11 protein-coding genes are annotated in these 13,491 nt (G+C 71.0%); 9 read left to right on the top strand and 2 right to left on the bottom strand.

Annotated features, from left to right (window positions below; all coding sequences use genetic code 11):
- Positions 1–35 precede the first annotated feature (35 nt).
- The 9 genes from IE250_RS06705 to IE250_RS06665 all read left to right on the top strand — a co-directional run bounded on the left by IE250_RS06705 (position 36) and on the right by IE250_RS06665 (position 11,263).
- The gene (locus tag IE250_RS06705) at positions 36–1,925 is read left to right on the top strand and encodes a rhamnogalacturonan lyase (RefSeq protein WP_189668527.1); all 1,890 of its coding nucleotides are present in this window, start codon (positions 36–38) and stop codon (positions 1,923–1,925) included.
- A gap of 136 nt (positions 1,926–2,061) precedes the next feature.
- Positions 2,062–3,171, top strand: coding sequence for a Gfo/Idh/MocA family protein (locus IE250_RS06700; RefSeq protein ID WP_189668526.1), 1,110 nt, complete (start codon positions 2,062–2,064; stop codon positions 3,169–3,171).
- A gap of 69 nt (positions 3,172–3,240) precedes the next feature.
- Complete coding sequence (locus IE250_RS06695) at positions 3,241–4,116, top strand: cupin domain-containing protein (protein ID WP_189668525.1); 876 nt, start codon at positions 3,241–3,243, stop codon at positions 4,114–4,116.
- Positions 4,117–4,345: 229 nt separating this feature from the next.
- Positions 4,346–5,671 carry an ABC transporter substrate-binding protein gene (locus IE250_RS06690; protein WP_189668524.1) on the top strand — a complete coding sequence of 442 codons (1,326 nt, stop codon included), beginning with the start codon at positions 4,346–4,348 and terminating at the stop codon, positions 5,669–5,671.
- Between the two features lie 2 nt (positions 5,672–5,673).
- Positions 5,674–6,663: a carbohydrate ABC transporter permease gene (locus IE250_RS06685; RefSeq protein WP_373301611.1), complete on the top strand. Its 990-nt coding sequence runs from the start codon at positions 5,674–5,676 to the stop codon at positions 6,661–6,663.
- Between the two features lie 8 nt (positions 6,664–6,671).
- Entirely contained in the window at positions 6,672–7,547 is an 876-nt protein-coding gene (locus tag IE250_RS06680) for a carbohydrate ABC transporter permease (protein ID WP_229872214.1), read from the top strand.
- Between the two features lie 8 nt (positions 7,548–7,555).
- Positions 7,556–8,212 (top strand): Poxvirus protein I5, encoded by a 657-nt coding sequence (locus IE250_RS06675; protein WP_229872213.1) that lies wholly within the window; start codon positions 7,556–7,558, stop codon positions 8,210–8,212.
- 76 nt (positions 8,213–8,288) lie between these two features.
- Complete coding sequence (locus tag IE250_RS06670; protein WP_189668521.1) at positions 8,289–8,732, top strand: SRPBCC family protein; 444 nt, start codon at positions 8,289–8,291, stop codon at positions 8,730–8,732.
- Between the two features lie 203 nt (positions 8,733–8,935).
- Positions 8,936–11,263: a rhamnogalacturonan lyase gene (locus IE250_RS06665; protein WP_189668520.1), complete on the top strand. Its 2,328-nt coding sequence runs from the start codon at positions 8,936–8,938 to the stop codon at positions 11,261–11,263.
- A gap of 90 nt (positions 11,264–11,353) precedes the next feature.
- Here the strand turns inward: IE250_RS06665 and IE250_RS06660 are convergent, their stop codons facing one another.
- Together IE250_RS06660 and IE250_RS06655 are read right to left on the bottom strand one after the other, a co-directional pair.
- A complete protein-coding gene (locus IE250_RS06660; RefSeq protein WP_189668519.1) occupies positions 11,354–12,388 on the bottom strand; it encodes a LacI family DNA-binding transcriptional regulator in 1,035 nt (344 codons plus the stop codon).
- 59 nt (positions 12,389–12,447) lie between these two features.
- Positions 12,448–13,404: a hydroxyacid dehydrogenase gene (locus IE250_RS06655; protein ID WP_229872212.1), complete on the bottom strand. Its 957-nt coding sequence runs from the start codon at positions 13,402–13,404 to the stop codon at positions 12,448–12,450.
- Positions 13,405–13,491: the final 87 nt, after the last annotated feature.

Raw genomic sequence — 13,491 nt, 5'->3', positions numbered from 1 at the left:
CTGCGCACCACCTCGACGACATGGAGGTAGCCGCAATGAGGAACGTCAGATCGCAAAACAGGTTGGCAGTGATCGCAGCTCTGGCCGCGGCCGGAGCACTCGCGGTACCGCTCGGCGCGGCAGCCCTAGCGGGCGCGGAGCCGACGGGCACGGTCACCGCGGCGGGCGCGGCTGCCGCCGTCGGCCAGGAGCTGCCCGTCCAGGAGGTGGAAGGCCGGGCGCCCGTCGCGCTGCCCACCGACGGAGGCGTCTACGTGGGGTGGCGCCTGCGCGCCGACGACCCCGCCGACATCGTGTTCCACGTGTACCGCGACGGGGAGCGCATCACGAAGCGGCCGGTCACGGGCGCCACGAACCTCGTGGACCCGGACGGCGGCAAGGACAGCACCTACCGGGTGGCCGAGGTGACCCGGGGCGTGCAGACCTGGGCCACGCCCGAGGTGACGCCCTTGGCGGCGAGCCAGCGGGACGTTCCGATCCAGCGGCCGGCCGGCGGCACCACACCCGACGGCGTCGCCTACACCTACAGCGCGAACGATGCGAGCGTCGCGGACCTGGACGGGGGAGGCGACTACGAGCTCATCGTGAAGTGGGACCCGAGCAACGCGAAGGACAACTCGCAGTCGGGCTACACGGGCAACGTGTACCTCGACGCCTACAAGCTGAACGGCACGCGGCTCTGGCGCATAGACCTGGGGCGGAACATCCGCGCAGGGGCGCACTACACGCAGTTCCTCGCGTACGACTTCGACTCCTCCGGCGACGCCGAGGTGATGGTCAAGACGGCCGACGGCACGGTCTCGGGCACGGGCCGCGTCATCGGCAGCGCGTCCGCGGACCATCGCAACTCCGCCGGATACGTGCTCGCCGGCCCGGAGTACCTCACCGTGTTCGACGGCAACACCGGCGCCGAGGCCGACACCGTCAGCTACACGCCGCCGCGCGGCAACGTCGGGAGCTGGGGCGACACCTACGGCAACCGGGTGGACAGGTTCCTGGCGGGCGTCGCCTACCTGGACGGCAGCCGTCCGAGCGCCGTGTTCACCCGCGGCTACTACACGCGGACGGTCCTGGCCGCCTACGACTACTCCGGCGGCGAGCTCACCCGGCGCTGGGTCTTCGACTCCGACTCGGCAGGCAGCCAGTACAGGGGGCAGGGCAACCACCAGCTCTCCGTGGCCGACGTCGACGGCGACCGCCGCGACGAGATCGTGTTCGGCTCCATGACGATCGACGACAACGGCTCCGCCCTCTACAACACCGGGCTCGGCCACGGCGACGCCCTGCACGTCGGCGATCTCGACCCGGCGCGGTCCGGCCTCGAGGTGTTCGCCGTGCACGAGTCGCCCGCCTCGAACGGGAACCGCGCGGCGACCTTCCGGGACGCACGCACGGGCGCGGTGCTCTGGTCGGCGTCGGGCACCTCGGACACGGGGCGGGGCACTGCCGCGGACATCGACGCGAGCAGCCCCGGCGCGGAGGCGTGGAACAGCGGGGCCTCGCCCACGGGCGGGCTGCGGTCGGTCTCGGGCCGCGTGCTGAGCTCCTCACCGCCCGTGGCGAACTTCGTGACCTGGTGGGACGGCGACACGCAGCGCGAGATCACCGACCACACGTCGAACACGCCCACGGTGTCCGAGTGGAACGGCAGCGGGCTGAACCGGCTGGAGACGTTCTCCGGCACCAGCACGAACAACGGCACCAAGGCCACGCCGGCGCTGCAGGCCGACATCATGGGTGACTGGCGGGAGGAGCTGATCTACCGCACCTCGGACTCCAGCGCCCTGCGGATCTTCAGCACCAGCCACCCCACCGACAAGGTGCTGCCCTCGCTCATGGACGACCGGCAGTACCGGCTCGCCGTGGCGTGGCAGAACGTCGCCTACAACCAGCCGCCGCACCCGAGCTACTTCATCGGCAACTGACGCTCCTTGGTTGTGGGCGTGATCGTTGCGACTGTCTGCCTGTTTTAGGCGCAACGATCACGCCCACAACCGGGTTGGTGGCGGCGACGGGTTCATGAAACGATTCAGGCTCATGCGTCGACGAGGACGGAGAACCATGAGAGTCACGATCCTGGGTACAGGTGCCATCGCCGGAACCCACGCAGAGGCGATCGCGGGCCTGCCGGAGCACGGGGTGGACGCCGTCCTGGCGCACGCCGTCGACCTCGATCCGGCGCGGGCGGCGGAGTTCGCCCGGAAGTACGACGTCGCGGCGCACGGATCCGCCCTGGAGGACGTGCTCGCCGAGACGGACGTGCTGCACGTGTGCACCCCGCCGGGCGCGCACGTGGATGCTGCGGTGGCCGCGCTCGAGGCCGGCGTGCACGTGGTCGTGGAGAAGCCCGCCACGCTCTCCCTCGCGGAGATCGACCGGATAGCGGAGGCCGAGGCCGGCTCGACCGCGAAGTTCACGCAGGTCGTGCAGCACCGGTTCGGGCACGGCGCCCGGCAGCTGCGCCGGCTGCTCGACGACGGTGCGCTGGGCCGCCCGCTCGTCGCCACCTGTGACACCCTCTGGTTCCGCGCCCCGGAATACTTCGAGGTGCCGTGGCGCGGCCGGTGGGACACCGAAGGGGGCGGCCCCACGATGGGCCACGGCATCCACCAGTTCGACCTGCTGCTGGCGACGCTCGGGCCGTGGTCCGAGGTGACGGCGATGGCCGGCCGCCTTGCCCGGCACGTCGATACCGAGGACGTCTCGATGGCGATCGTCCGCTTCGAGAACGGTGCGATGGCGACGATCACCAACTCCCTCCTGTCCCCGCGGGAGACCTCCGACCTGCGGTTCGACACCGAGGCGGCGACCATCGAGCTCTCGCACCTGTACGGGTACTCCGACGCCGACTGGACGTTCACGCCCGCGCCGGGCCGGGACGACGTCGGGCAGCTGTGGCAGCCGGACCCCGAGGCCCTGCCCTCGGGGCATCTCGCCCAGCTCGTGCCGACCTACCGGGCGTTCGCCGCGGGCGAGGCGCCGCCCGTCACCGTGTCTGACACCCGCGGCACGCTGGAGCTGGTCGCCGCGATCTACCGGTCCGCGTTCACGGGCGCGGTCGTACGGGCGGGCGAGATCGGCCCGGGCGACCCGTTCCACGAGTCCATGCGCGGCACGGGCCCGGCGTGGACACCGGTGAAGGACATCGGGGCAGAAGCACTCGCACGGTGAGCGCCGCCTGGGGGCGGGTGGCCGGGGTTTGATGCAGGCTGGAAGGGTCAGCGCAGAGAGGCGAAGGACATGACCGAAGCGACCAGCGGCCCGGTATTTCCCGGCGGTACATCGGTGTCCCACCTGCGGGTCTACGACTGGCCCGCGCCGGACGCCCCCGGCGGTTCCGGCTCGCCCCATTTCCACACGGCCTCGACCGAGGCCTACGTGACGCTCGCCGGACGCGGCCGCGTGCAGACGCTCGGCCCGGAGGGCTTCGCCGAGCACGAGCTCGCGCCCGGCCGGATCGTCTGGTTCGGCCCCGGAGTGATCCACCGTGCGGTGAACGACGGCGGCCTCGAGGTGCTCGTCGTCATGTCGAACGCAGGGCTGCCCGAGGCGGGGGACGCCGTATTGACCTTCCCGCCGGAGGTCCTCGCGGACCCGGTGGCCTACCGCGACGCGGCGACGCTCCCGGTGCCGTCGCGCGGCGCCGACCGGCCCAGCCCCGACCGGCCCAGCCCCGACCTGCTCGGCCCGGATCTGCTCAGCGCGGACCTGGACGACGTCGATGTGGCGGGCCCCGCCGAGGACGATCCGGTGGTGGCGGCCGCCGCGCGCGCCCGTCGGAACCTGGCGCTCGTGGGGTTCCGCGCGCTGAGGGTCGCCGTCGAGCGGGACCGGGCGGCTGCCTTCGACGCCCTGTACGTGGCCGCGGCCCAGCTGGTCGCCCCACGGGCGGCGGGCTGGCGCGAGGTGTGGACGGAGTCGGTGGGACGCGCCGTCGCCGAGACCGACTGGGCCCTGGCCGCGCTGGCCCCGGAGTCGGGCGCGGATCCGGGGGCGGTGGAGGCCGCCGTCGTCGGGCACCTGGAGCTTGGCCGGGTAGCCGTGCGCGACGCCGAGCCCGGACCGCGGCGCTACGGGATGTGCGGGCGCCTGCAGGTCTGGTCGACCGCGAAGTAGCGGCCGGCTCCGCGGGGTCTGCGGGTCTCGCGGGACCGCCGCGGAACTGCTTCGCTTCTGGTCGGCGCACGGCTAGGCCGGGGCCGTAGCGGGGTATTTCGTTACGGATTCCTGTCATTTACCCCTGGACAACCTTGTGCAGACGGGTATTGTATCGATTCAAGCGTCGGTGTAGACGTGGTCGGCGCCCCTGTCGGGCCCGGTTTGAATTCAGAGCAAGGAGGCTCACGTGGTTCGCACACGTACGACCATCCGGACAGCGCTCCGGGCCACCGCGATCGCCGCGGCCGGCGCACTCACCCTCTCGGCCTGCGCGGGAGGAAGCGCAGCCTCCACCGAAGCCGCGCCGGTCGCCACCGACCGGGACATCGAGCTGTCCCTCGTCTGGTGGGGCGACGACGACCGCGCGGCCCGCTACGAGGAAGCCGTGACGCTGTTCGAGGAGAAGTACCCGAACATCGACGTCCAGACCCAGTTCCAGGCGTGGGACGACTACTGGACCGCCCGCACCACCGAGGCGGCCGGCCAGACCCTGCCCGACGTGTTCCAGATGGACCTCGCCTACATCCACCAGTACGCGTCGAACAACCAGCTGCTCGACCTGTCGAGCCAGGTCGGCGTCAACCTGGAGACCGGCGACTACGACGAGACGCTGCTCGGCTCCGGTTCGGTCAACGGCGAGCAGTTCGGTATCCCGACCAGCACCAACACACTCGGCATGTTCTACCACCAGGACCTCCTGGACGAGCTGGGCGTCGAGCCCCCGGCGGAGGGCCTGACCTGGGACGAGTACGACGCCTGGATCCGTGAGGTCAGCGAGGCGGGGGCCGATCACGACCCGCAGGTCTACGGCGGCACGGACTACACCGGCGCCCTCTGGATCTTCATCCAGTGGCTGGTCCAGCAGGGCAAGGTTCCGTTCGCGGAGGACGGCTCGCCGGCCTTCGACAAGGCCGACCTCGTCGCGTGGGTCGAGCGCACCCAGCCGCTGCGTGACGACGGCGTGTTCTTCCCGGTCGAGCGGGCGAAGCAGGTCGAGCCTCTTACCGCCATGCAGGTCGGCCAGGCGGCTACCGAGATCACCTGGGACAACATGCTGGCCGGTTATGCGGCCGGCGCGGGTACGGAGAACCTCGGCCTGCTGCCGGTGCCCACGGGCGCCGAGGGCTCGCAGCAGTTCTGGAAGCCGTCGATGCTGCTCTCGTCGTCGGCGAACACACAGGAGCCGGACGCCGCGGCCGCGCTCATCGACTTCTTGGTGAACGACCCCGAGGTAGGCAGCATCTTCGGCACGTCCAAGGGCGTGCCCGCCGTGCCGGCCCAGAAGGACGCGATGGAGCTGGCCGACGGCTCGATCGACGAGAAGATCGTCACCTACGAGGAAGAGATGGCCGACCGGGTCACGGCCGAGACGCCGCTCCCGGCGGAGGGCTACGGCGTCGTCGAGGCCGAGTTCAAGCGCCTCGGTGAGGAGCTCGCGTACGGCAACGTCACGCCGGCAGAGTTCGCCGACCAGTGGTTCCAGAGCGCCGAAGCGAACCTCGGCGGGGAGTGACCATGTCGGCTACCACTACCGAGCGCGGCCGCCAGGCCGGGCGCGGGAGCGCGCGGGGGGCGACGGCATCGTCGGCCCCCGCGCGGGGCGGCGCCACCAAGCCGCCGCGCAGCCGGGCCGATACGCGGGCCGGCTACGCGTTCCTGTCCCCTTGGCTGCTCGGGTTCGTTCTGCTGACAGCCGGCCCGATGCTGATGTCGCTGTACCTCGCGTTCACGGACTACAACCTGTTCCGGGCGCCTGAGTTCGTCGGCATCGACAACTTCACCGCTCTGTTCGCCGACCCGCGCTTCCTCAAGTCCGCGCAGGTCACCGCGATCTACGTGCTCGTGGGTGTGCCGGTCAAGCTGGCCGCGGCGCTGGCGGTGGCGGCGCTGCTCAACGCCAAGCACCGCGGCCAGGGCGCCTACCGCTCGATGTTCTACGCGCCGTCGCTCATCGGGGCCAGCGTCTCCGTGGCGATCGTCTGGCGCGCGATGTTCATCGACGACGGCGTCGCGGACCAGATCCAGCAGCTCTTCGGGTTCCCGGCCGGCGGCTGGGTGGGCGATCCCAGCATGACCATGCCGATGATGATCCTGCTGGCGGTGTGGCAGTTCGGCGCCCCGATGGTGATCTTCCTGGCCGGCCTCAAGCAGATCCCGGCGGAGCTGCTCGAGGCGGCAGCCGTCGACGGCGCCGGACCGATCCGGCGCTTCCTGTCGGTGACCCTGCCGATGCTGTCGCCGGTGCTGTTCTTCAACCTGCTGCTCGAGACGATCGGCGCGTTCCAGGTCTTCAGCTCGGCCTTCATCATCTCCGGCGGTACGGGTGGGCCCGCCGACTCGACGCTCTTCTACACGTTCTACCTCTACCTGAAGGGCTTCACGGAGTTCCGCATGGGGTACGCCTCAGCCATGGCCTGGGTGCTCGTGCTCGTCGTCGGGATCATCACGGCCATCCTGTTCCGCACCTCGCGTGCCTGGGTCCACTACACGGGAGACGTGCGATGACGACTGCGATGACAGCTGTGAGTGCTACCGCGAGCACCGTCGCGACCAGGCAGAAGCGCACGAGGTCTGTCGTGTTCCACGTGCTCGTGATCGCCATCGCTGTGGTGATCCTGTACCCCGGCGTGTGGATGGTCATGAGCTCGTTCAAGCCGAACGGAGACATCGTCGGCAACGTGAACCTGTGGCCCGAGACCTGGACTCTCGACAACTACGCGTCGGCTCTGGGCGGGATCGGCGGGGTCTCGTTCTGGACCTTCGCCCTCAACTCGCTGATCCTCGCGGTCGGGTCGGTGGTCGGCATCATCGCCTCGGCCACCGTGTCGGCCTACGCGTTTGCGCGCATCAGCTTTCCCGGGCGCGGCGTGTACTTCGCGGTCATGATCGGCACGATGCTGCTGCCGTTCCACGTGGTGATCATCCCGCAGTACATCCTGTTCAACTCCATGGGCATGGTGAACACGTTCCTGCCGCTGCTCGCGCCGAAGTTCCTGGCCACGGAGGCGTTCTTCGTGTTCCTCATGGTTCAGTTCCTGCGCGGGCTGCCGCGGGAGCTCGACGAGGCCGCGCGGATCGACGGGTGCGGGCACTGGGGAATCTTCCGGCTCGTGCTGCTCCCGCTGATGCGGCCAGCCGTGATCACCAGCGCGATCTTCGCCTTCATCTGGTCGTGGAACGACTTCCTCGGTCCGCTGCTCTACCTCAAGCGGCCGGACACGTACCCCCTGCCCATCGCGCTGCGGTTGTTCGTGGACCAGACGTCGGTGTCCGACTACGGCGCGCAGATGGCCATGGCCGTGCTCGCGCTGGTGCCCGTGCTGCTGTTCTTCGTGGTGTTCCAGCGGTACCTGGTCGACGGCGTCGCGACGCAGGGCCTCAAGGGCTGAGCCACGCCATGAACACACAGGAGCCGGACGACGAGCCCACCGCGCAGCGGGGCCTCGGTCCCCGCATGGCCGGCGAGGGGTGGTTCGCGCTGCTCGGGGAGACCCTGCTGATCGGGCTCCTCATTCTGGTCGGGAGCCTCCCCGTCGTGACGGCCCCGGCGGCGCTCGCGGCCGGCGCGGCGCACCTGCGCCGCCACCTCGGCGGGTACAGCACCTCTGTCAGCGCTTTTGCGCGGGACTGGCTCGCGGCGGTGCGGAGCCTGTGGGCGGTGGGCGTGCTCGTGCCCCTGGCCGCCGTCGTCGTCTGGGCCAACACCGGGCTCACGGCGTCGGGGGAGCTCCCGGGCGGGTCGGTGGTCCGCTGGGTCACGTGGGCGGCAGCGGCCTGCGCCGCGGTCGTGGTGGTGCGCGCCGCGGCGGCGTGGTCCGACCACGATCCGGGCCCGGGCTCGCTCACCGCCCAGGCCTCGGCCGGCCCGTGGCACGAGCTGTCGTGCGGGATCGCTCGCACCCGGGACGACGTCGGCGGGTCGGTGCTGCTGCTCGCCGCTCTGGTGATGTGCGTGGTCCTCGTGTGGATGCTCGCGCCCCTCGTCCTCGTGACGGGCGGTCTGCTCAGCCTGGCGGCGGTCGCCGTCGAGACGCGGCGCCTGGGCAGGCTCTAGCGCGCGACGATCCCGGGCGCTGCCCCCGCCGCCGTGCCTAGACTGACAGCGGGGGCAAGCCGGCTGGAGGGTCGCTATGGCAGCTGTGGACGTCCGTGTCGAGCGCGTGATCCACGCTCCCCTCGCCAGGGTGGCCGCCTACGCGGCGGACCCGTCGAACGCGCCCGAGTGGTACGCGAACATCGACTCGGTCGAGTGGCGCACCGAACCACCGGTCAGGGTCGGCTCGGAGATGGACTTCGTCGCGCGGTTCCTCGGCCGCCGCATCGCCTATACGTATCGGGTCGAGGAGCTCGTCCCCAGTGAGCGCCTGGTGATGGCGACGGCGCAGGGCCCGTTCCCCATGCGCACCGAGTACACCTGGATGTCCGCGGGTGTCGGCACTCGCATGACGCTGCGCAACACAGGCCGGCCCTCGGGATTCGCCTCGGTTGCCGCGCCGATCATGAAGGCCGCGATGCGGCGCGCGACGAACAAGGACCTCGCGCGGCTCGCACAGATCGTCGAGCGCCGCGCGTAGGACGTACCCGGCGACGGAGCGCGACCTCCGGGGCTCGATGCAGCGACGTCCTTGCGTAGCCCGTAGCGCTCCAGGCCTTGACCTTGTACCGATTTAACGCCAGCCTCGTTCCTGGTCTTGAATCGGTTCATGGCCGCGCGGTGCCCCACGGCTATGTCGCCGCAGTGCACCCTCCAGCGCAGAATTCAGAGAGGAATTCGAACATGGTCCCGAGGAGAATCCGGGCGGGTGCGGTCCTGGCGACAGCGCTCTGCCTCGGCTTGAGCGGGGTGACCGCCGCGGCGTCGGCGGGCGCCTCGTCCGCCCCCGAGAACGTGCCGACCACCACCCAGGGCGACCAGGACGGGACGGCGTCGGGCACCGAACGCCTCGGCCGCGGGCTCGTGGCCGCCGCGACCAGCGAGGGCGTGTTTCTCAGCTGGCGCCTGCTCGCGCCCGAGGTCACCGGCCACGGCGATTCCGGGCTCGAGGGCCCGGGCTTCGCGGTGTTCCGCGACGGGCGGCGGATCGCGAAGGTGACGGGCTCGACCAGCTATCTCGACGCCGGGGGCACCGCCGACGCCCGGTACCGCGTGGTGCCGCTGAGCGGGCCAAGCGCGGGCAGGGCGGCGTCGGCCACCGTATGGGGCGACGGGCACCTCGATATCCCGCTGAACAAGCCGGCCGACGGCGTCACGCCCGCGGGCGAGGCCTACACGTACCGGGCCAACGACGCGTCCGTCGCGGACCTCGACGGCGACGACGAGTACGAGATCGTCGTGAAGTGGGACCCGTCCAACTCGAAGGACGTTTCCCAGGTGGGCTACACAGGCAACCAGTACCTGGACGCGTACGAGCTCGACGGCAAGCAGCTCTGGCGCATCGACCTGGGTGTCAACATCCGCGCGGGCGCGCACTACACGCAGTTCCCCGTCTACGACTACGACGGCGACGGCAGGGCCGAGCTGATGGTCAAGACCGCGCCCGGCACGCGCGTCACCATGTACGACGACGGGAAGCCTGCTGGCTGGCGCTACCTCCCGATCCCTCGGGACGACCAGGACGCCGGCGTGACGAACGCCGACGACTACCGGATGTCGGCCGGGGACTACTACGAGCACCTCGTGGACATGTTCCGTGGCTGGTCGGCGCGCCCCGAGGTGACCAGCGGGCAGTGGCCCGCAACGCTGGAGGAGGCGTGGGGCATCGACGCGCGGTGGACCTATCCGCTGTCCGACGCCGACGCGCGCGCCGCCGCCGACCACTTCATCGACGTCTACGCGCCGTCCCGCTCGACGCGGAACCAGCTGCGGCTGTTCGAGGGCTTCGTGGTGAGCGGTCCGGAGTACCTCACCGTGTTCGACGGGCTCACGGGCCGTCCGTTGGAGACCGTCGACTACGAGCCGGGCCGCACCGACGACGGGCTCCGCTGGGGCGACTACGCGATGGCCCGGATCGAGCCAGGCAACCGAGTGGACCGGTTCCTGTCGGGTGTGGCCTACCTTTCCGAGGGCCGGCCCAGTGCGATCTTCGCGCGCGGCTACTACACGCGCTCCACGATCGCCGCGTACGACTGGGACGGGCGGCACCTGACCCAGCGCTGGCTCGCCGACTCCGGCTGGACGCCGATGTCCAACCCGTTCAACGACAGCCCCCACGGGGTGCCGGGCACCTCGCCCGAGTGGGGCAGCCTCCCGACGCAGGGCTTCCACTCGCTCTCGGCGGCCGACGTCGACGGGGACGGCAAGCAGGAGATCGTCTACGGTTCGGCGACTCTCGACGACGACGGCTCGCTGCTGTACTCGTCGTTCGACACGCTGCCGGAGGGCTCCGCGAACCCCGGGGCTCGCGCCGGGCTGGGCCACGGTGACGCCATGCACGTGACCGACATCGACCCGGCGCGGCCGGGGCTGGAGATCTGGACCTGCCACGAAGGCGGCACGTGGGCTCCCTACGGCTCCGCGATGCGCGACGCCGCGACCGGCGAGGTGCTGTTCGGCGAGTACTCCGGCCGGGACACCGGACGGTCGATGATCGGCGACGTACGGCCCGAGGTGCCGGGCATCGAGGTGTGGGCGTCCATGCCGGACGGCACCCTCGGGTCGGGCACGCTGAGCGCTACGGGCGAGCAGGTGTCGACGTCGACCATGGGGACCAACCAGTCCGTGCGGTGGGCCGGCGACGGGACCACGCAGATCGTCGCGGGCTCGGGCGACCAGACGCCGACGATCGTGGACTGGTCGCGCGGCACCGTCGCGACCCTGGACGGGACGCTGACCAACAACGGCACCAAGGGCAACCCGTCGCTCGTCGCCGACGTGCTCGGCGACTGGCGCGAGGAGGTGCTCGTGCGGACCACCGACTCGAGCGCACTGCGGCTGTTCATGTCGACCGAGCCGAGCGACATCGCGCTCTACACGCTGATGCAGGACCGGCAGTACCGCGTCGAGGTGGCGCGGCAGCAGACGACGTACAACCAGCCGTCGTACCCGGGCTTCTACCTGGCCTCGGACACGGACTGGAGAGAGGTCCCGATCCCGGGCCGAGGCTGAGGCCTGCGGAGGTAGCCGCCAGGTCTCGACAAGCTCGACCACCGGTGGCCCGGCTCGACCACCGGGGTTGAGCCTGTCGAGACCCAGACGTCAGTGGGTGACGGGTGGGGTGCTCTCGCGCACGATCACGTGGCCCTTGACCACCGTGGTGCGGGGCTCGTCACCGCGTGGTCCGAGGGCCAGAGCCAGCGCCTCATCGGCCACCTGCTCCCACGGCAGCCGCACGGTGGTCAGGGCGGGCGTCACGTCGCGCAGCGCCTTGATGTCGTCGAACCCGGCCACCGCTATGCGTTTCGGGTCCCCCGAGTCGCGCAGGAAGGTGAGCACACCCAGGGCCATGGCGTCGTTCACGGCGAAGATCGCGTCCACCGCGATGTTGCGCCGCAGCAGCTCGCCCGTCAGCGCGTAGGCGGCGTCCCGGTCGAACTCGCCGATCAGGACGCGGTCGGCGGACAGCTCGATGCCGGCGTCTGCCAGCCCTGCCGCGAAACCTTCGGTGCGGTCACGCTGCGTGAGGCCGTGCTTGAGCCCGGAGATCACGGCAAAGTGGCGGTACCCGAGGCCCACCAGCGCGGTGGCCATGTCGTAGCCGCCCTGCCGGTTGGCGTAGGCGACGGTGTCGAAGGGCAGGCCCTCCTGCGTGACGAGCACTACCCGGCCACCCTCGGCCTCGTAGCGCTGCAGCGCCTCGACGAGCGCGGGGAGCGTGGCGTCGTCCTTGGTTCGCCCGCCGGCGATCATCAGGATCTCGGGCCGGTGGCCGCGGGCCAGGTTGACCGCCTCCACCAGGTCGGCCGGGTCGGTGCCGGCCGAGATCAGGGTGAACGGGAGGCCGCGCCGCTGCGCGGCGGCCACGACGCCCGCGGTGATCGGGTTGGCGAAGTCGTCGGGCATGCCCTTGACGACCAGCGTCACCCCCCGGGAGCGGCCCTTGGCGACGGCCTGCGCGGCGAAGTTCGTGGTGTACCCGAGCGTCTTGGCCGCCTCGAGCACCCTGACCCGGTTGACCTCGCGGACGCCGCGGTCGCTCCCGTTGAGGGCGCGCGACGCCGTCGCCGCAGAGACTCCGGCGAGCTCGGCCACGTCGGCAAGGCGCGCGGCCCGAGACGGAGCCGGGTCGTTCATCGTCGCTTCTCGATTCCCTGCGTCGGTGGACACTTTTGGTAGCCCTGAGATCGTATCCGTCACGGTTCGGATCGCGCGTATCGAGCGAGGTCAGCGGCCGCCATGTCACCCATCCGGCGCAGCTCGGTGCCCATCGAACCGGCGATGTGCGGAGTGAGCAGCACGTTCGGCAGGTCGTACAGCGGGGACGACGCCGGCAGCGGCTCGGGGTCGGTGACGTCGAGCACCGCACTGATCCGGCCGCCGACCAGCTCGCGCTCGAGCGCCTCGGCGTCGACGATCGGGCCGCGCGCGGTGTTGATCAGCGTGGCCCCGTCAGGCATGCGGGCGAGCAGGGCGGCGTCGATCAGCCCCACCGTCTCGGGCAGCAGGGGCGTCTGCAGCGTCACGACGTCGCTGCGGCTCATCAGCTCAGGCAACGTCACCGGCTCGACGCCGAGCTCCGCGGCCTCGCGCTCCGTGACGTACGGGTCGTACAGGAGCACGCGGAGCGCCGGGAACGGACGCAGCAGCTCGATCAGGGCGCGCCCGGTGCGGGACGCGCTCACCACGCCGACGGTCCGCCGGTAGTTGCCGGACACCTCGAACTCGGCCTCGCGGTCGATGAAGGCCCGGCGCTCCCGGTACAGCCGCTGCGCGCGGAACGTGTCCTTGTTGGCCAGGAGGATCATCGCCAGCGAGTACTCGGCGACGGGCACCGAGTTGGCCACCCCGACGTCCGACATCGTGATCCCCGCCGCCCCGTCCGGGAACAGCCCGGCCGCGTAGCCGCCCAGGTGGATCACCCGCCGCAGCCGGGGTGCGTGGCGCAGCACCTTGGCCGTGAGGTGCGGCGTCTCCCATCCTGTCAGCAGCACCTCGGCGCGGGCGAGCGTCTCGCGGGCGGCGTCCGAGTCGAGCTCGGTGAGGATGTCGCCCACGCGGTTCGCCGGCACGTCTGCCAACGCCTCGAACGACGGGCCGAAGAGCCGTCCGGCCAGGCGGTCGGACCCGACCGCGACTGCGTACTCGATCACTCTGCTCCTCAGGTGGGATTCATGTGGGACGTCCCGGGGTCGGGGGAGGTACACCCGGCCCCGGGACGGTCTGTAGAGACGGACCCG

Origin of the sequence: Promicromonospora soli, from assembly GCF_014653785.1 — a bacterium.
GTDB classification, from domain to species: Bacteria; Actinomycetota; Actinomycetes; order Actinomycetales; family Cellulomonadaceae; genus Promicromonospora; species Promicromonospora soli.
The sequence above is the reverse complement of the archived record's forward strand: the minus strand, read 5'-3'. Positions and strand labels throughout refer to the sequence as shown.

Excerpts from the sequence above, each read along its gene's own strand:
- IE250_RS06705 (WP_189668527.1), top strand. The coding sequence starts at position 36 with ATGAGGAACGTCAGATCGCAAAACAGGTTGGCAGTGATCGCAGCTCTG.
- IE250_RS06685 (WP_373301611.1), top strand. The coding sequence starts at position 5,674 with ATGTCGGCTACCACTACCGAGCGCGGCCGCCAGGCCGGGCGCGGGAGC.
- IE250_RS06675 (WP_229872213.1), top strand. The coding sequence starts at position 7,556 with ATGAACACACAGGAGCCGGACGACGAGCCCACCGCGCAGCGGGGCCTC.
- IE250_RS06670 (WP_189668521.1), top strand. The coding sequence starts at position 8,289 with ATGGCAGCTGTGGACGTCCGTGTCGAGCGCGTGATCCACGCTCCCCTC.
- IE250_RS06680 (WP_229872214.1), top strand. The coding sequence starts at position 6,672 with ATGACAGCTGTGAGTGCTACCGCGAGCACCGTCGCGACCAGGCAGAAG.
- IE250_RS06665 (WP_189668520.1), top strand. The coding sequence starts at position 8,936 with ATGGTCCCGAGGAGAATCCGGGCGGGTGCGGTCCTGGCGACAGCGCTC.
- IE250_RS06695 (WP_189668525.1), top strand. The coding sequence starts at position 3,241 with ATGACCGAAGCGACCAGCGGCCCGGTATTTCCCGGCGGTACATCGGTG.
- IE250_RS06660 (WP_189668519.1), bottom strand. The coding sequence starts at position 12,388 with ATGAACGACCCGGCTCCGTCTCGGGCCGCGCGCCTTGCCGACGTGGCC.
- IE250_RS06700 (WP_189668526.1), top strand. The coding sequence starts at position 2,062 with ATGAGAGTCACGATCCTGGGTACAGGTGCCATCGCCGGAACCCACGCA.